Below are 16,668 nucleotides of genomic sequence, written 5' to 3'. Positions count from 1 at the left end.
TCAAAGTATGAATTCCAGCCCTGTCCGTTCAGACCGCTACCACGGCGCCGCCATTGCCTTGCATTGGCTGATCGCGGCGTTGATCATCTGCGGCTTCTATATCGGCTGGATCATGAGCGATATTCCCGGCTTCACGCCCACCAAGCTGAGGTATTTCTCCTGGCACAAGTGGATCGGCGTGACGGTATTCGTGCTCGCCGTGGCGCGTGTGCTGTGGCGCGCCACCCACCGCGCGCCGGCGCTCGACAGCGCGACGCCCGCATGGCAGAAGGCCGCGGCTCACCTGGTGCATGGCGTGCTGTACGTGCTGATGCTGGCGATTCCGCTGTCCGGCTATTTCTACAGTTCCGCCGCCGGTATTCAGGTGGTGTATCTCGGCGTCGTGCCGCTGCCGACCATCATCGGCCCGGATCAGGCGCTCAAGGCGAGCCTGCGCACCGTCCACGTGCTGCTCAATTACACGTTGCTGGCACTGGTGGCGATGCATGTGGCGGCGGCGCTCAAGCATCAGTTCGTCGACCGCGACGGATTGCTGGCCCGAATGATTCCCTTCCTCAAATAACAGCCAGCGATTGGCTACGGCTTGTTGGCAATCTAATTCCCAGCCGTGTGCAATTAGCGCACACGAGTTCGATAGGATGCGTACCACCATGAAAACAACCCTTTACCACTCCGTTCAACGCGTAACGCTCGCCGGCATCGCGGCCTTCTCGCTCTTCGGCGCAAGCCTCGCGCATGCCGATGTCGATACGAGCAAAAGCAGCGTGATCGCCACCACGAAACAGATGAACGTGCCCGTCGACGGCAAGTTCAGGAAGTTCTCGGCGCAACTGAATTTCGATCCGGCCAGGCCGACAGCCGGCAGCGCCAATGTGTCGATCGACACCGGCAGCTACGACCTCGGCGCCGACGACTACAACAAGCAGGCCCAAGGCAAGGAATGGTTCGACAGCGCCACCTTCCCGGCCGCGACCTTCGTCTCCAGCGCGATCGCGCCGGCGGGCGGCAACCAGTACAAGATCACCGGCAAGCTCACCATCAAGGGCAAGTCGCAAACCGTCGTGGTGCCGGTCACCATCGCCAGCCAGGGCACTACGCAGACCTTCGACGGCGCGTTGCCGATCAAGCGCTCGCAATTCGACGTCGGCACCGGCGAATGGAAAGACACGTCGGTGGTCGCCGACGAAGTCGTCATCAAATTTCACATCGTCGCTTCGAAGAAATAACTCGATACGAAGCGTCGCAACCCAATCTGAAACCTGGAGAACACCTTGAAGAAACAACTTTCGCTCGCCGCGGGCGCGCTGGCCGCCGCATTGTCGTTCAACGTCATGGCAGCCGATACTTATCAGCTCGACCCGACGCACACCTACCCGAGCTTCGAAACCGACCACTTCGGCGGCCTGTCGATCTGGCGCGGCAAGTTCAAGAAGAGCAGCGGCACCGTAGTGCTGGATCGCGCCGCGAAGACCGGCACGGTCGACGTGACGATCGACATGAGTTCGGTGGATATCGGCAATGACAAGCTCGACGCGGAACTGGTCACGGACAAGTTCTTCGACGCCGCCAAGTACCCGAGCGCCACCTACAAGGGCACGCAGATTCGCTTCGACGGCGACAAGCCTGTGGAAGTAATCGGCACGCTGACGATGCACGGCATCACCAAGCCGGTCAATCTGAAGATCGAGTCGTTCAAGTGCTTCGTGAACCCGATGCTCAAGCGTGAAGTGTGCGGCACGGAATCGACCGCGACGTTCAATCGCGACGACTTCGGTGTCGACTTCGGCAAGACCTACGGCTTCAAGATGCAGACCACGCTGCACATTCAGGCCGAAGGCATCAAGCAGTAAGCGCCTGCCTGTCAGGCTTGCGTTTCGCGGTTGCGGCAACCGGTCTTTCGACCGTCACGTTGCCGCGACCCGCCCCCCTACTATCCACGTCCGCTCGTTGTTCCGCTCAGCCGCTGATCAGCGCGCGGAACGTGTCCGCGCTTTCCGTGTAGGTGCCCGTCTGCCCATTCGACGTCACGGTGATGCCGACCGTCGACGCATCTTTCGGCGTGATGGTCTCGACGGTATCGCTCGTCGAGAGCTGAATCACACCGGCCTGCACGTTGCCGCCGCTGATCGTAACCGGTGCCGGCGTCGCGACATTGAAGGCGATCACCGCGTCGGCCACGTTCACGCTAATACTGCCGCTGGTAGTGAGCATGTCCGTGACCGGATCGGTGCCGTGCACGCGCGAGTAATTCAGCGACGTAATCGTGATGGTGCCGCTGATGTTGCCCGAGCCCGCCGGCTGCGAACGGCTGAGCGTCACGCTCGGCGCGCTCGCGGTGGTGGTGGTGACACCCGTCTTCGCGTCGTAGCTCATGGTGAAGTTGACCGTGCCGTTCACCACGGTCGTGCTGTTCGCGGAAACCAGCGTCAACGCGTTGGCCGTTTCAACGGCGGTGTACGACCAGTTGCTCGACGCGCTGCCGACCACGCCCTGCGAACTCTGAATCTGCACGCTCACCGTGCCGGTAATCGAGGCGCTGTTCGATACGCCGGGCGCCTTCAGCTGTCCGACGCATTGATTGAAGCTGACGGCGGCGCTTTCACCGCCTTGCAGGCCGCTCGCGCCCGCGTTCTGTGTCGCCACGTTGATCGACCCGCCTGCCGGGCAAGCGGTCGTGCTATTGGGCGTCCCGGCTGTGACATCGCTCACCAGCGACTGCACCACCGAGGTATAGATTACCGCGACGCCCGGCCCCGACAGCATGCCGAATGCGCCGGCATAACGCGCGACGTGCTCGCTTTGCACCGCCGAAGACAATTTCAGCACGTTGCTGCCGCTACCGGCGCTACCGCCGCCCGAGCCGCCGCACGCGCTGAGTAGAACCGTTGCGGCGACAACCACGGCTGCGCCGAACGATCGTGATGTTTGAGACGAAAACATAACTGCTCCAGATCCAGAAAAGCGGTCGCGCACACCATCACGACACACCCAAGACGAAGCGCAACGCGCTCCTTTTCTCAGACGAATAGACCCATTTCCCGAGTACCGTGTGCGTGGCAAACGGGTCATCTGCGAGAGTCATTATCAGAGCGCGGCATTCTGTTCGATTCACCGAATATGCCTTTAAAACGGGGCTATTCCGCGCACCACTCGCGATTCAATCGTTCGTTCGGCAGGATTTACAGGTCATAAATTCCGTTTTCCTCAAACCACAAAACTTGAGCGCGAGGAACTGCCATAACTGCCCGCTATTCGTTCCTTTGAACCGCATGGTTAAACCGTACAGTCGCCCCACGGAAATGATCCTTGTCGGGAGACGGTGCGGTGAAACGGGTAATAAATGCAGCTGTCGTCGCGGCGTTCGCGACGGTGATGGTGGGAGCGGCGCAGGCGCAGGAAATTTATGTGCATGGCGGCACGCTCGGCGCGGGTGTCGGCGCCGCCTTGCCGCTGAATTCATGGGCGGGCGTGCACGCGGAAATCGAGGGTTTCGGCCTGTCGCACTCGGTCAACGCCAGCGGCAACGAGTACGACGGCCACCTCAAGCTGTTGCAAGGCGGCCTGTATCTCGATCTGTTCCCGTTCAGCTCCAGCGGCTTTCGCGTGACGGCCGGCGCGCTCATCAACGACGACGAACTGAGCGCGCATGCCGTGCCGAACGCACAAGGCAACTACAAGATCGGCGACGACTTCGTGCCGGCCGTGGGCGCCGCGCCCTCGGCGACGGTCACGCTGCCGCGCGTGATGCCTTACCTCGGCATCGGTTACGGCCACAAGCCGGTCTCGAAAGGCTTCGGCATGACGGTCGATCTGGGTGTGGCATATGGCCGCCCGCGCGTCTCCTACAACGTGCCGGCCATCTATTCGATGTTCACGCCGCAGTCGAACATCGACGAACAGGAGCGCAAGATCACCGACCATGTGGAGCGTTACAAGCTCTATCCAGTGCTGCAGATCGGGGTGAGTTACCGGTTCTGAGCAGCTTTGGGACATGGCAATGAACTCGCCTGCAACCCTTACGGTTGCGGGCTGCTCTGGCACGCACGCGTCCAGCAGGACGAAGGTAGTCGCCGGATGCGCGCGGCTGGTGATCGATCTGTTCGTGGACGCGACAACGCACGTGCGCAAGAAACAAAGTCTGCGAGAAAAAGAAATGAGACCGGCCAGTTGCCTTCAGGCATGCGTGCTACTCATCGCTTCTGCTCGGCCGCGAGATCATAGCTCGAAGCGACCTTCGGTTCCGCTTCGGCTGTAACATTCATACGGCAGGTCGCATTGTGGCGGCGAGCGGCCGCGCTGCCCGAAGCGCACATTCATCCAACTGGCAGGAGCGTGTTGTCATGAACATCCAGCGGATCACGCGAATCATCAAACGGCTCGCACTCGTCGTGCTCACGCTGTCGGGTCTCTGGCCCGGCGGCCTCACATGGGCCGACGACAACGCCGCCGCGCTGAGGGGCGAGTACGACACGCTAGCGCCACAGCTGAAGTCGAACGTGTTCCATCGTCCAATCCATCTTGATTCGCAGGAAGCGCAGAACGCGCTGAAGGGCGATATCTACGCCGTAGTCGATTATCCGTTCGCGACCGTCAACAGCGCCTTCAACGACCCGCAGCGAGGCCCCGCGACCTGGTGCGAAGTGCTGATCCTGCATCTGAACACGAAGTACTGTCATGCCACTTCAGGCAGCAACGGCGCGACCATCAGCATGAACGTCGGGAAGAAGACGGAACAGGAACTTGGCGACACCTCGCGTGTGCAGCTCAACTACCGTTCGGTCGCGACCAATCCCGACTACTTCCAGGTCGATCTGAGCGCCGCGGAAGGACCGCTCAGCACCAGGGACTATCGCATCGTGCTGGAAGCCGTCGATATCGGCAAAGGGCGCACGTTCCTGCATCTCACATATTCATACGGATTCGGCATGGCGGGACGCATCGCGATGAAGACCTATCTCGCGACCATCGGCAGCGCGAAAGTGGGCTTTACGCAGGCGTCGAACGGTGATTACGTGGGCGGTGTGCGCGGTCTCGTCGAGCGCAATACGATGCGCTATTACCTCGCCATCGACGCGTACCTGGGCTCGCTTTCCCTGCCCGCCGACAAACGCGTCGAGCAGCGCTTTGCGACATGGTTCGATGCGACGGAGCAGTACCCGCGCCAATTGCACGAGGTGAGCCGGCAAGAATATCTGCAGATGAAAAAGAACGAATACCAGCGCCAGCAAACGGCGCAATAGAAGAACCGGCGGAGGTCGCCGCGTGCATGTCGAGAAGCCGGTTGCGGGCGGACCGCGCCACCGTCAATGACCGGTTGTCGGCTTGAGGCTAGCACTGCGTTGCCCGTCGCACCACGTTTTCTCCGATAATGAGGTCCGGTCAGGGATGAGCGTTGATGCGCCCAGGTCCCATCGCTACAGGAGATCGCGATGCATCTCGCCGGCACAATACTGCCGATCTTCGCCATCATTCTAACGGGGTGGGTTGCCGGCGCCTCGGGCTACATGCCGCGCGCGCTGGCCGCGCCGCTGATGCGCTTCGCCTACTACGTGGCGATGCCCGCGCTGGTCTTCCTGACGATCGCCGACGAGTCGCTTCACTCGCTCCTTGACTGGCGCTTTCTGGCCGCGTTCGGCGGCGGCTCCATGATCTGCTTCGTGGCGGTCACGATGTTCGTGCGAACGGCGTGGAGCGCGGGCGTCGCGAAGAGCGGAATACTGGCTGCGGCCGTGTCGATGACCAACACCGGATTCGTCGCGCTCCCTATATTGAAGACGCTTTTTGGCCAACCGGGCGTACTCGCGGCGGCGATCGCGACCGTCTTCGTCGGCGCCGTCATGTTTCCGATACTGGTTCTGCTGCTTGAAATCGGGCGATACGATACGTCGCGCAACATACGCACGGGTGCGCTGTTGCGGCAGATCGCGACCAATCCCGTCATTCTCGCGACAATCTTCGGACTGCTTGCGTCGATCCTCAGTCTGAAGCTGTACGGACCGGCCGTGTCGTTTCTCACCATACTCGGCGAAGCGTTGACGCCATGCGCGCTGTTCGCAATCGGACTCGAGCTGACCATCGCCGAACTGCGCGAGCGGCTGGGTTTGTATGCGTTGCTGACGGCCCTCAAGCTGGCCATCATGCCGCTCGTGGTCTATGGCCTTTGCCTCGCGGCCGGGCTCGACCGGACTGCGACCATTGCCGCCGTCGTGTGCGCTGCCGTGCCTACAGCCAAGAGTGCGTATGTGCTCGCGGTCGAATACGACGTCGAAAAGAACGTAGTGGGTGCCGTGATCTCGATGTCTACGCTCTTTTCAGTCCTCACCTTGCTCGCCTGGCTTTACGTTTTGTAGCGTGGATACCACCGCAGCAGCCATCCCGACAACCGCGCTCCTTGCCGTCGTTCTGCCGGGCGATCACTGGATCGGCGGCACCACGCCAAGCTTTTCGGCCAGCATTCTCTCGTAGACACCGAAGTGCAGATCGACCTCCTCCTGCGTCACTACGGTTACCAAAATATTGATCTGCGCGGGTTGCAGACCCAGGACTGTCGCGATCGCCGCTTCCAGCTGCGGCGCGCAAAGGCGGTCGTCGGCAAACGTGGTGCCGACAGCGATTTCGTAAGCGGATTCCCGGTGAAATACCACTTCAACCAGGCGCGCGCGGGCGCTCATATTGTTGTCGATTGCCAGCCGGATGACTTCGACCGCGGTGCGCATCGTCTCGGTCGGAAAGCCCTTGGTTGAGCGCAGCCGGATCCGGTGCCGTCCCAGTGTCAGCCAGTCGTATTCGAATTCCATGGTGTCCTCGCATGGTTCGTCAGGGGTGTCCTGGAGGTAGGGATACGGCCGCCCAAATTCAAGGATAAAAAGTGGCGATACCCTCTTGAAATTTCCGCACGGGATTTCTATCTTGAATTCCGCTGAGGCAGTCGCGCCAGTAGTCCGGCGCGCTGCGTGTTTCTATTTGTTTGCCCGCAGCACGGCAGACGGACTGGAGCGCGTAGACCGGTTCGTCTTCCTGCTGGCTTGAAGGAGGAAATGACCATGAGCGATCTCTACTTCGGGACCGATCTTTCCAGCGAGCTAGACCGTCTGCAACGGCAGATGGCGAGCCTGTTTGGCGGCTTCCCGTCCAGCATCCGTTCCGGGCGCTCCGGCGCGTTCCCGCAGGTCAACATCGGCTCGACCGACGACTCGATCGAGATCGTCGTATTCGCGCCGGGCGTCGATCCGGCGAATCTCGATGTGTCGATCGACAAGGGACTGCTGACCATCAGCGGCGAGCGCCGGACCCCACAGCCGGAAGCGGCCGGCGACGACACCCGTACCTATGCGCAGGAGCGGTTCGCCGGCGCTTTCCGGCGCGTCATTGAACTGCCGCAGCACGCGGACCCCGACAAGGTCACGGCGCAGTACACCAATGGCTGCCTGACCGTGAGTATCGGTAAGCGGGAAACATCAAAGCCGCGGGCCATCACCGTTCAATGAAACCGGTCACAGAACTGAGGAGGACATCATGAACGACACCACAGAACTTGCCAGGAAAGACGAAAAGGCGATGGCGCGGCGCGCAGACGACCCGTCACAACGCCGGATCACGCTAACGCCGCCCGTGGACATCTTCGAGGATAGTCAGGGTGTCACTTTGTGGGCGGATTTGCCCGGCGTGACAAAGGACCGGCTCGATGTGAAGGTGCACGACGGCAACCTGTACATCGAGGCAGAGGCGGTCGTACCCACGCCGGCGGAACTGCGCCTGCACCACGCGGAAATCCGCCAGCCTCACTTCGCGCGGGCGTTCGCTCTTGGGGTTGACTTCGACCCGACGAAAATCGACGCCAACCTGAAGGACGGGGTGTTGACGCTGAGGATACCGCGCCGCGACGAAGCCCGGCCGCGGCGGATAGAAGTGCGCACGGCCTGAACCCGGCAGACAGGCGACAACCATAGGAGAGAACCCGGTGGCGGCCACCAGGCCGCCACCTTTCACTGTGAGGTCAGGACGCTGGAGTGAATGTACTGGCAGCTCGCGGGCAACCGGAAACATCGACGCTCACGCCACTGTTCGCGCCGAATGACCGGCATCCGGCTCTCCTGCCAGACCGGCCTTAAGGAGAAAACTACCGGAGGAAACTACGATGAACACGGATCTGAAGAAGTGGAATCCTTTTAAATTCCTTCGACGCGCAGGGCACAAGTCCGATGCGGACAGCCCGGAAAGCCCGCCGGCCACCGACCCGTGGCGCGCCTCCTGGCCCGACCTGCCGGGATTGTTCATGCGCGAACCCTGGCGCGTCGTGGAGGAGTTTTTTCACGACCCCTTCGCGGGCCGCGGCGCGCTGGAACGATGGTTTGGGGACTTCAGTTCATCGCGCTTCCAGCCGCGCATCGACGTGGTCGACGAAGGAAAAGTGCTGCGCGTGACCGTCGAACTGCCCGGAATGCAGCGGGAGGATCTGACCGTCACCGTCGAGGATGGGGCGTTCGTGTTGCGCGGCGAGAAAAAGCAGGATGTGCGCAGCGAGGAAGACGGATGCTACCGGCTCGAGCGCGCCCATGGCAGCTTCGTGCGTACGATCCCGATGCCGGAGAACGCCGATCCCGATCATGCCCTGGCAAAGTTCGACAACGGTGTGCTCACGTTGACCGTACCGAAATCGGAGCCGCTGCGGTCCGTGGGCCGCACGATTGACATCGGGTAGCCCGGGCGCCGGCAGGAGCCGTCATCGAGGCTGATCGGAACTTCGTCTTGTGGACGGACGCGAGGGCGACAGCGTGATCGCACTGTTCGCCGGAAAAAAGAGGGGGCCGCACGGTTCTTTACGTAGCGGCCTCACGCACAGTTCGACGGGCATCGACGGCAATTCGCGCTGCGCCACAAAACACCAGTTACCGCCAGGCGACCGGGCCGCGCCACGAAGCCTGTCCTTTTAGTTGTCCCGTGTCCGCGCCTGTCCATCGCCGGCGCGCCGCTTCGCCCGTGAGCTGTGGGCCGGCGGCAAGGCGGCGCGCAACTGGTCAAGCGTGAAAGGTTTGCGCAGCGCCGACCATTCGAAGTCAAACCTCTCGTGCGCCGGAACAACGTTTCCGGAAGCGAAAATGATCCGGAGTGCCGGGCGGGCGGCAGCCGCGCGTCGCGCGAGCTCGGTGCCCGACATGTCCGGCATGATGACATCCGTGAACAGGACGTCATAGTCGTCCGCTTCCAGCGCATTCAGCGCGGCCGCCGCGCTTTCTGCGCGCTGCGGACGCATCCCGATCAGCATCAGCAGTTCGCAGGTTGCGTCCAGCGACGCGACGTCGTCTTCCACGACCAGGATGCGCAGGCCCTCGCCGTTTCCGCCCGGCCCGACATCCTCGCCTCGACGCGTATCGGCCGCACCCGCTCCGGTCGCTTCGGTATCGCTTTTACCGAGCACCTGTCGCACCTTGGAGGCGAGCTGCTGGCGGCTGTACGGCTTGCTCAGCAGTTCCACGCCGGGATCGAGCCGGCCACCATGCACGATCGCGTTCTGCGTATAACCCGACGTGAAAAGCACCTTCAATCCAGGCAGCATCTGGACTGCCCTTCTGGCCATTTCCGGACTGCGCAGTGCGCCGGGCATCACCACGTCGGTAAATAGCAGATCGATGTGCACGCCGCTCGCCACGACGCTCAGTGCCTGCTCTGCGTCGTTGGCTTTGAGTACCGCATAACCAAGACCGCTGAGAAGTTCAACGACGGTCGTCTGGACCTTCAGATCGTCCTCCACCACCAGGATCGTCTCGCTGCCGTGCTTGAGGACACCGCCGGTGCTACGTCTGGTTTCAACCGCCGTGCCGCTTGAGCGGGGCAGATAGATCCTGACGGTCGTTCCCTCACCGAGCTCGCTATAGAGGCGGATATGGCCGCCGCTCTGCTTGACGAAGCCGTAGGCCATGCTCAGGCCGAGGCCCGTGCCGCGGCCCTCCGGCTTCGTGCTGAAGAACGGGTCAAAAGCGCGCTCAATCACTTCCCGGCTCATGCCGGTCCCCGTGTCCGTGACAGCCAGCATCACATACTGCCCGGCTGAGACGTCGGTAAGCGCTGAGACGTACTCGTCGTCGAGCGTCGCGTTGGCGAGTTCAAGCGTGAGCTTGCCGCCGTCCGGCATCGCATCGCGCGCATTGATGGCCAGATTCAGGATCACGTTTTCAAGCTGATGGGGATCGGCGATGGTATTCCACAGGCCGCCGGCCACGACGGACTCAATCTCGACCCGCTCGCCCAATACCCGCCGCAAGAGGTCGTCCAGCGCCTGCAACTGACGCGCAGGGTTGATGACAACGGGCTCAAGAGGCTGCTGGCGACCGAAGGCCAGCAGTTGCGACGCGAGCTTCGCGCCGCGATCGACCGCGTCGAGCGCGTTGCCCAGCCGCTCGGCGCTCCAGCCGTCACGGCCGTGCCGGCTTTCGAGCAGTTCCAGATTGCCGCGCATGACCTGGAGAACGTTGTTGAAGTCGTGCGCCACGCCGCCCGTCAGTTTGCCCAGGGCTTCCATCTTCTGTGCCTGGAACAGGGCTTTCTGCGTTTGCTCGAGTTGCTCGCTGGCGCGCCGTCGCTCGGTGATGTCGCGTGTGATTTTTGCAAATCCGACCAGCTCACCGTTTTCATGAATGGCGTCTATCACGACATGCGCGAAGAAACGGCTTCCGTCGCTGCGCACGCGCCAGCCCTCGGCCTCGAAACGTCCCTCCCGCCGTGCTGTGCCCAGGCCCCGGAAGGGAACGCCCGCCGCGACATCCTCCGGGGTGTAGAACCGGGAAAAATGCGAGCCGATGATCTCCTTCTCGGTGTAGCCCTTGATCCTGCGCGCCCCCGCGTTCCAACTGGTGATGTGCCCGTCGGGCGAGAGCATGAAGATGGCATAGTCGGTAACGCCCTGGACCAGCAGACGGAAGCTGCGCTCGCTCTCGAGCACCGCGTCGTGAGCGGCCTTCTTGTCGCTGACGTCGCGGACCACCTTGCCAAACCCGATGAGCTTGCCGCTGCTGTCGCGCAGCGGTGTCATGACGACGTTCGCCCAGAACGACGTGCCATCCTTGCGCACGCGCCAGCCCTCCGCGATGTAGCGCCCGCCCGCGGTGGCGGCGCGCAGCGCGGCCTCGGGTGCGCCCGCGGCACGCTCTGCCTCGGGGTAAAAAAGGGCAAACGACCGGCCTATAATTTCGTCGGGGCGATAGCCTTGAATGCATTCGCCGCCTGGGTTCCAAGTGAGCACCGTGCCTTCCGGCGAAAGGGCGAAGATGGAGTAGTCCTGGGTGGATTCGGCCCAAAGCCGGAGCCACACAGAGCTAAAGGCATCGGATTGCGGGGTCATGGAAGTCATTTCTGATTGAGGCGTGCAGTGGATCTGCCCGTCGGGTGCCCGGCAACAATAGATGCGGGCGCACTTTAGTCCAGATACGGTAGCAATTATCGAACCCGGCGCAGCGGGCGGCCGATCATTGCACCAAATGGTCGATCTTGGCGCGCTGGTGGCCGCCGAACTGGACCAGTTGTGCGCCGCGCACGCGGGCCGGAGGGTCGCGCTCGAGATCACTGGCGAGACCCGAACCACGTGCGACGGTCGGCGCATCCAGCAGATGCTGGGCAACCTTGTCGGAAATGCGTTCAAGTACGGAGAACCGGCCACCGCTGTGAAGGTGCTTGGCGCCGGGAGCGGTGAAGACGTGTCGATTGAGGTGGTAAACCAGGGCCCGGCAATACCGCCGTCAGCAATGCGCCGTATCTTCGAGCCTCTTGAGCGCGGTCCGGAGGCCGAAACGGTATTTACGGTGCGTCTGCCGCGCCATTCTGCGAGTCCGTAAGACGCGAGCGCAGGTTAATACGATCCAGCGCCTTTGCAAGCCTCTCCACCGCACCCTCAACGTCATGCAGTTTGTCCAGGCCAAATAACCCAATGCGGAAGGTCTTAAAATCCTCAGGCTCGTCACATTGCAGCGGAACTCCAGCCGCGACCTGCAACCCTGCATCCGCGAACTTCTTGCCGGATCGAATCCCATCATCGTCCGTGTAACTGACAACCACGCCCGGAGCCTCGAAGCCTTCGGCCGCCACGCTTCTGAAACCGTTGTCCGCAAGGAGTGCGCGAACGCGCTTGCCGAGTTCAAGCTGCTCCGCTCTCACTTTATCGAAGCCGTATGTCTCGGTCTCCTTCATGACGTCCCGCAAGACCGCGAGACCGTCCGTGGGCATCGTTGCGTGATATGCGAACCCGCCGTTCTCGTAGGCTTCCATGATCTGCAGCCATTTGCGAAGATCGCAAGCGAAACTGGTGCTCGTCGTTCCGTCGATTCTTTCGCGTGCAAGCGGGCTCAGCATGACCAGCCCGCAGCACGGTGAAGCGCTCCATCCCTTTTGCGGCGCGCTGATCAGAACGTCGACGCCGCTCGCCTTCATGTCGACCCAGACCGTGCCGGAGGCAATGCAATCCAGTACGAACATGCCGCCGACGGCATGCACAGCGTCGGCCACCGCGCGCAAATAAGCGTCCGGCAGCATGATCCCGGACGCGGTCTCGACATGCGGCGCAAACACCAGATCCGGCTTGTTCTCCCTGATCGCAGCGACCACGTCTTCGATCGGCGGCGGTGCGTAGGCCGCCTGTCTCCCTTGTTCGACCGGGCGCGCCTTCAGCACGATCGATTCAGACGGAATGCCGCCCATGTCGAAAATCTGCGTCCAGCGATAACTGAACCAGCCATTGCGGATGACCAGACATTTCCTGTTCGTTGCGAACTGCCGGGCAACGGCTTCCATGCCGAAAGTCCCGCTGCCCGGGACGACCACGGCCGACTTCGCGTTGTAGACCTTCTTCAGCGAATCGGAAATATCGCGCATGACTCCCTGGAAGAGTTGCGACATGTGATTGATGGATCGGTCGGTGTAGACGACTGAATATTCGAGGAGCCCCTCGGGGTCGACATCGGGAAGTAAGCCTGGCACGTTGGTCTCCGGTTTTAGAAATATAAGGATCGAAAACAGATTCTAACGAAAGCGATCTATGGCTGAGGCAAAAAGCATTTTGCCATTCGGATCGAAGCCCAAAACAGTTCCCGAGGGCCGACGACCTGACAAAAATACTGTATGAATGTACAGTCTAGGTATTTGCGCCGCAGAACGCGACTTCTCGCTATATCGACGTTCATGACTGGGGTCCAGATAAGCGCCCATTGGCCAAGCCAGACCGTGAACGCTATTTTTGAGTATCAAGGCATGCCAGATGACAGGCGCATAGCCCATATTGACATGGACGCATTCTTTGCGTCCTGTGAACTTTCGCAGTATCCGGAACTGCGGGGCCAAGCCATGGTGGTTGCCGGCCGTCGTTCGGACGCGCCCCGAATGAACGCCGATGGGACGCGTGACTTCGCGCGCTTACGCGACTATACGGGCAGAGGCGTCCTGACGACCGCAACCTATGAAGCACGAGCACTCGGAGTTCATTCCGGGATGCCCACCATGCAGGCAGCCCGGCTGGCGCCGGATGCCATTCTCCTTCCAGTGAACTTTGATCTCTATCGAACGTACTCACGACTGTTCAAGGACGCAATCCGGTCTGTCAGTCCGACAGTCGAGGACGTGGGCATCGACGAGGTCTACGCCGATCTATCGCTTCTGAACGACGAATCGGAGCAAATTGCACGGAAGCTGAAATCGGCCGTCTTCGAGGCGACCAATCTCACATGTTCGGTTGGCATTGCGCCTAATAAGCTTCTGGCAAAACTATGTTCGGACATCCAGAAGCCAGACGGCATCACCATTCTGCGGCGTGAGGATCTGCAAGCCAGGATCTGGCCGATGGCTGCCGCAAAAATCAACGGTATCGGGCCGAAGGCTAACGCCAAGCTGACGTCTCTAGGGATAACGACCATCGGTGACATTGCCGCATGCAGCGAGCAATGGCTAATCGAACAGTTCGGACGGAGCTATGGCGCATGGCTTCGCAGAGTTTCCCATGGGCTCGATGACAGACCAGTGGTCACTTATAGCGAGCCTGTCTCGATGAGCCGCGAGACCACCTTCGAGCAGGACCTGCACGCCGTACGACACAGGCGGGAACTCGGTACTGCATTTACCCGTTTATGCGAACAGGTGGCGTCGGACTTGCAGCGTAAAGGCTATCTCGCGCGCAGGATCGGGATCAAGCTCCGCTTCAACGACTTTCAGACAGTGACGCGTGACGTCACACTCCAGGAGCCGGTTGCGGACGCCAAGGCACTGCGCCACGCGGCCACCCAATGTCTGAAACGGGTCGAACTGGTTAAATCCATCAGGTTGCTGGGCGTGAAGGCAGGCGGCCTCCAACGCGCGGGAGCGACAGAGAGCGACGCGCCGGCTCAATTCACGCTGGATTTCTAGTCCATGTATCGGCTTGCCGGGCGAATGTATCGCGACGAGCCGCGAGACGACCTTCGAACGCCGCTGCGGTGTCTGGCGATTCAGGCTGACTTGCTCTTCACCAGTGGCGGATAACCGGTTCCGTCAGCAGCCGCACCCGAATTCGAGCGCGCCGCCGGCACGCCGGCTTCCGTCGGCGAAACCGCCGCGACCGAAAACACAAAGGTGTTGATGCCGTGCGCGCTTTGCGCCGACACGCTGCCGCGATGCATCTCCGCGATCGCCTTCACGATCGCGAGCCCGAGGCCGTGATTTTCGCGGCTATTCGTGCGTGAGACTTCCGCGCGGTAGAAGCGGTCGAACAGATGTTCGAGCACATCCGGCGAGATCGGCTCACCGGGATTGGCCACCGCCACGCGCACCTGACTCTCGTCACTCACGATCGTCACGCTGATCTCGGCGTCCGGCTCGCAATGCTGGATAGCGTTCATCAACAGATTGGTGCAGGCGCGGCCGAACAGCGAGCGGTTCACGCGCGCCAGGGCGTCGCCGCGCAAGTGTGCCCGTACCCGCGCTTCTTCGAGCGGTATCTCCAGAAACTCCAGCGTATGCGCGACTTCCGCGGCCAGCGACACGTCGACGAGACCCGTCGCGCGCTCGCCCTGATCGGCGCGGGCGAGAAACAGCATGTCGTTGATGATCGCCCGCATGCGCTCGTATTCTTCGAGATTCGATTGCAATGTGTGGCGCAGATCGTCGACCGAGCGATTGCGTGTCAACGCCACTTCCGTCTGGCCGATCAGAATCGTCACCGGCGTGCGCAGTTCGTGGGCCACGTCCGCATTGAACGATTCGAGGCGGCCATACGCGCCGTCGAGCCGCTCTAATGCACCATTGAAGGAGTTGGCCAGGTCGTTCAGTTCGAGCGGCAGCGAGGCCGTATTCAGACGCTGCGAGCGGTTATTCGGACTCACGGCGGAAGCGTCGCGCGTGAGACGCGTGAGCGGCGCGAGACCGAGCCGCGTGACCGAATAGCTAAGCAGCAACACGCCAAGACTGCCGAGCGCCGACAGCGCGGCGAGCGCCGAGCCGAACACGCGCATGGTGCGCACATTGGGCGAATAGCTCGCGGCCACCTGCAACTGCACCGCCGGACGCGCGCCGTAAGCCGGAATTGTCACCGTGGAGCTCAGCATGTCCTGGCCGCCGCCCGCCGGCGTCACGCGTGAATAGCCGCCGGCCCAGCTCGTGACCACCGAGCCGCCGACCGGCGTGCCGTAATGGAAATACGGATCGGTGCTCGACACCGCATATACCGTGCTGCCGTCGCGCGGCGTCATGTCGGTAAGCTTTTCGCGCGCCATGCGCCACTTCTCCGGCGTCACGGCGTGATACACGATGATGCGCGCGATCTGCGTGCGGTCGTCGAGCGACTCGCGCAGATGGTGTTCGAGCTGCGTGCGCAGCACCAGAAAGAGCCCCGTGCCGACCAGCGTGAACACGAACAGCGCGACCAACGCGAACATCAACGCGAGGCGCCGGGCAATCGACCTGTTCATGGCTGCTCCGCCTCTTCGCGCACTTCGAGCACGTACCCCATGCCGCGCACGGTATGCAGCAGTTTCGAGGGGAACGGGCCGTCGAGCTTGGCGCGCAATCGTTTGATCGCGGTCTCGACCACGTTGGTATGGCTGTCGAAGTTGACGTCCCAGACGAGTTCGGTAATCGCCGTCTTCGACAGAATGTCGCCTTGCCGGCGCGCCAGCACGCTGAGCAGCTGGAATTCCTTGGCGGTGAGATCGAGGCGCACGCCGTCGCGGGTCGCGCGCCGGCCGATCAGATCGACGAACAGATCGCCGACGGAAATCAGCGTCGACTCCTGCGAACGCGTGCGGCGCGCGAGCGCATGAAGCCGCTCGACCAGTTCGAGAAACGAAAAGGGTTTGGTGAGGTAGTCGTCGGCGCCTTCGCGCAGGCCGCGCACGCGGTCGTTCACGTGATCGCGCGCGGTGAGCATGATGACCGGCGTGGACTTGCGCATACGCAGCGCCTTCAGCACGCTGAAGCCGTCGCGTTTGGGCAGCATCACGTCGAGGACGATCACGTCGTAATCGAATTCGGTGGCCAGATGCATGCCTTCCTCGCCGTCGAGCGCAACGTCGACGACCCACCCCTGCTCTGTCAAACCGGAGCGCAGGTAGTCCACCACCTTGTGCTCGTCTTCAACAATCAGCAATTTCATGCGCGTCCCCTTGTATGTGCATTATACGAAACGCCTTGCAATCGTCTTGCGCACCGCCGCGTGCT

17 protein-coding genes are annotated in these 16,668 nt (G+C 61.8%); 11 read left to right on the top strand and 6 right to left on the bottom strand.

Annotated features, from left to right (window positions below; all coding sequences use genetic code 11):
* The first annotated feature begins 7 nt into the window (after window positions 1-7).
* The 3 genes from B0G71_RS36190 (at window position 8) to B0G71_RS36180 (ending at window position 1,850) form a co-directional block, all read left to right on the top strand.
* Window positions 8-562: a cytochrome b gene (locus B0G71_RS36190; protein WP_116147996.1), complete on the top strand. Its 555-nt coding sequence runs from the start codon at window positions 8-10 to the stop codon at window positions 560-562.
* An 88-nt stretch (window positions 563-650) separates the two neighbouring features.
* Complete coding sequence (locus B0G71_RS36185) at window positions 651-1,226, top strand: YceI family protein (RefSeq protein ID WP_106282543.1); 576 nt, start codon at window positions 651-653, stop codon at window positions 1,224-1,226.
* A gap of 45 nt (window positions 1,227-1,271) precedes the next feature.
* On the top strand, window positions 1,272-1,850 hold the full coding sequence (locus B0G71_RS36180) for a YceI family protein (protein WP_116147995.1): 579 nt from the start codon (window positions 1,272-1,274) through the stop codon (window positions 1,848-1,850).
* A gap of 106 nt (window positions 1,851-1,956) precedes the next feature.
* Here B0G71_RS36180 and B0G71_RS36175 read toward each other — a convergent pair whose 3' ends face one another.
* Window positions 1,957-2,940 (bottom strand): hypothetical protein, encoded by a 984-nt coding sequence (locus B0G71_RS36175; RefSeq protein WP_116147993.1) that lies wholly within the window; start codon window positions 2,938-2,940, stop codon window positions 1,957-1,959.
* A gap of 432 nt (window positions 2,941-3,372) precedes the next feature.
* Between B0G71_RS36175 and B0G71_RS36170 the strand changes: the two genes are divergently transcribed.
* The 3 genes from B0G71_RS36170 to B0G71_RS36160 all read left to right on the top strand — a co-directional run bounded on the left by B0G71_RS36170 (window position 3,373) and on the right by B0G71_RS36160 (window position 6,350).
* Complete coding sequence (locus B0G71_RS36170) at window positions 3,373-3,978, top strand: hypothetical protein (protein ID WP_258875798.1); 606 nt, start codon at window positions 3,373-3,375, stop codon at window positions 3,976-3,978.
* Window positions 3,979-4,340: 362 nt separating this feature from the next.
* A complete protein-coding gene (locus tag B0G71_RS36165) occupies window positions 4,341-5,240 on the top strand; it encodes a hypothetical protein (RefSeq protein WP_116147989.1) in 900 nt (299 codons plus the stop codon).
* Window positions 5,241-5,429: 189 nt separating this feature from the next.
* Window positions 5,430-6,350: an AEC family transporter gene (locus tag B0G71_RS36160; protein WP_116147987.1), complete on the top strand. Its 921-nt coding sequence runs from the start codon at window positions 5,430-5,432 to the stop codon at window positions 6,348-6,350.
* A 63-nt stretch (window positions 6,351-6,413) separates the two neighbouring features.
* Here the strand turns inward: B0G71_RS36160 and B0G71_RS36155 are convergent, their stop codons facing one another.
* Window positions 6,414-6,797, bottom strand: a complete 384-nt coding sequence (locus B0G71_RS36155; RefSeq protein WP_116121927.1) for a hypothetical protein — start codon at window positions 6,795-6,797, stop codon at window positions 6,414-6,416.
* Between the two features lie 246 nt (window positions 6,798-7,043).
* Between B0G71_RS36155 and B0G71_RS36150 the strand changes: the two genes are divergently transcribed.
* The 3 genes from B0G71_RS36150 (at window position 7,044) to B0G71_RS36140 (ending at window position 8,701) form a co-directional block, all read left to right on the top strand.
* On the top strand, window positions 7,044-7,487 hold the full coding sequence (locus B0G71_RS36150) for an Hsp20/alpha crystallin family protein (RefSeq protein ID WP_106282544.1): 444 nt from the start codon (window positions 7,044-7,046) through the stop codon (window positions 7,485-7,487).
* Window positions 7,488-7,515: 28 nt separating this feature from the next.
* Window positions 7,516-7,923, top strand: coding sequence for an Hsp20/alpha crystallin family protein (locus B0G71_RS36145; protein WP_116147985.1), 408 nt, complete (start codon window positions 7,516-7,518; stop codon window positions 7,921-7,923).
* Window positions 7,924-8,137: 214 nt separating this feature from the next.
* Window positions 8,138-8,701, top strand: a complete 564-nt coding sequence (locus tag B0G71_RS36140; protein ID WP_116147983.1) for an Hsp20/alpha crystallin family protein — start codon at window positions 8,138-8,140, stop codon at window positions 8,699-8,701.
* A 228-nt stretch (window positions 8,702-8,929) separates the two neighbouring features.
* Here the strand turns inward: B0G71_RS36140 and B0G71_RS36135 are convergent, their stop codons facing one another.
* Window positions 8,930-11,338 (bottom strand): PAS domain S-box protein, encoded by a 2,409-nt coding sequence (locus tag B0G71_RS36135; RefSeq protein WP_116147981.1) that lies wholly within the window; start codon window positions 11,336-11,338, stop codon window positions 8,930-8,932.
* Between the two features lie 136 nt (window positions 11,339-11,474).
* Here B0G71_RS36135 and B0G71_RS36130 point away from each other — a divergent pair, with 136 nt between their 5' ends.
* Window positions 11,475-11,828 (top strand): HAMP domain-containing sensor histidine kinase, encoded by a 354-nt coding sequence (locus B0G71_RS36130; RefSeq protein WP_258875734.1) that lies wholly within the window; start codon window positions 11,475-11,477, stop codon window positions 11,826-11,828.
* Here B0G71_RS36130 and B0G71_RS36125 read toward each other — a convergent pair.
* Window positions 11,791-12,966: an aminotransferase class V-fold PLP-dependent enzyme gene (locus B0G71_RS36125; protein ID WP_116147977.1), complete on the bottom strand. Its 1,176-nt coding sequence runs from the start codon at window positions 12,964-12,966 to the stop codon at window positions 11,791-11,793. The genes B0G71_RS36130 and B0G71_RS36125 overlap by 38 nt on opposite strands.
* Before the next feature lie 270 nt (window positions 12,967-13,236).
* Between B0G71_RS36125 and dinB the strand changes: the two genes are divergently transcribed.
* The gene (dinB, locus tag B0G71_RS36120) at window positions 13,237-14,382 is read left to right on the top strand and encodes a DNA polymerase IV (RefSeq protein WP_116149188.1); all 1,146 of its coding nucleotides are present in this window, start codon (window positions 13,237-13,239) and stop codon (window positions 14,380-14,382) included.
* Between the two features lie 80 nt (window positions 14,383-14,462).
* On the opposite strand, the gene B0G71_RS36115 is transcribed toward dinB, so the two are convergent.
* The gene (locus B0G71_RS36115) at window positions 14,463-15,920 is read right to left on the bottom strand and encodes a heavy metal sensor histidine kinase (RefSeq protein WP_116147976.1); all 1,458 of its coding nucleotides are present in this window, start codon (window positions 15,918-15,920) and stop codon (window positions 14,463-14,465) included.
* A complete protein-coding gene (locus tag B0G71_RS36110) occupies window positions 15,917-16,603 on the bottom strand; it encodes a heavy metal response regulator transcription factor (RefSeq protein WP_064269182.1) in 687 nt (228 codons plus the stop codon). The genes B0G71_RS36115 and B0G71_RS36110 overlap by 4 nt, the downstream gene beginning before the upstream one ends.
* Window positions 16,604-16,668: the final 65 nt, after the last annotated feature.

Origin of the sequence: Paraburkholderia sp. BL27I4N3 (assembly GCF_003386115.1) — a bacterium.
Classification (GTDB): Bacteria; Pseudomonadota; Gammaproteobacteria; order Burkholderiales; family Burkholderiaceae; genus Paraburkholderia.
The sequence above is the reverse complement of the archived record's forward strand: the minus strand, read 5'-3'. Positions and strand labels throughout refer to the sequence as shown.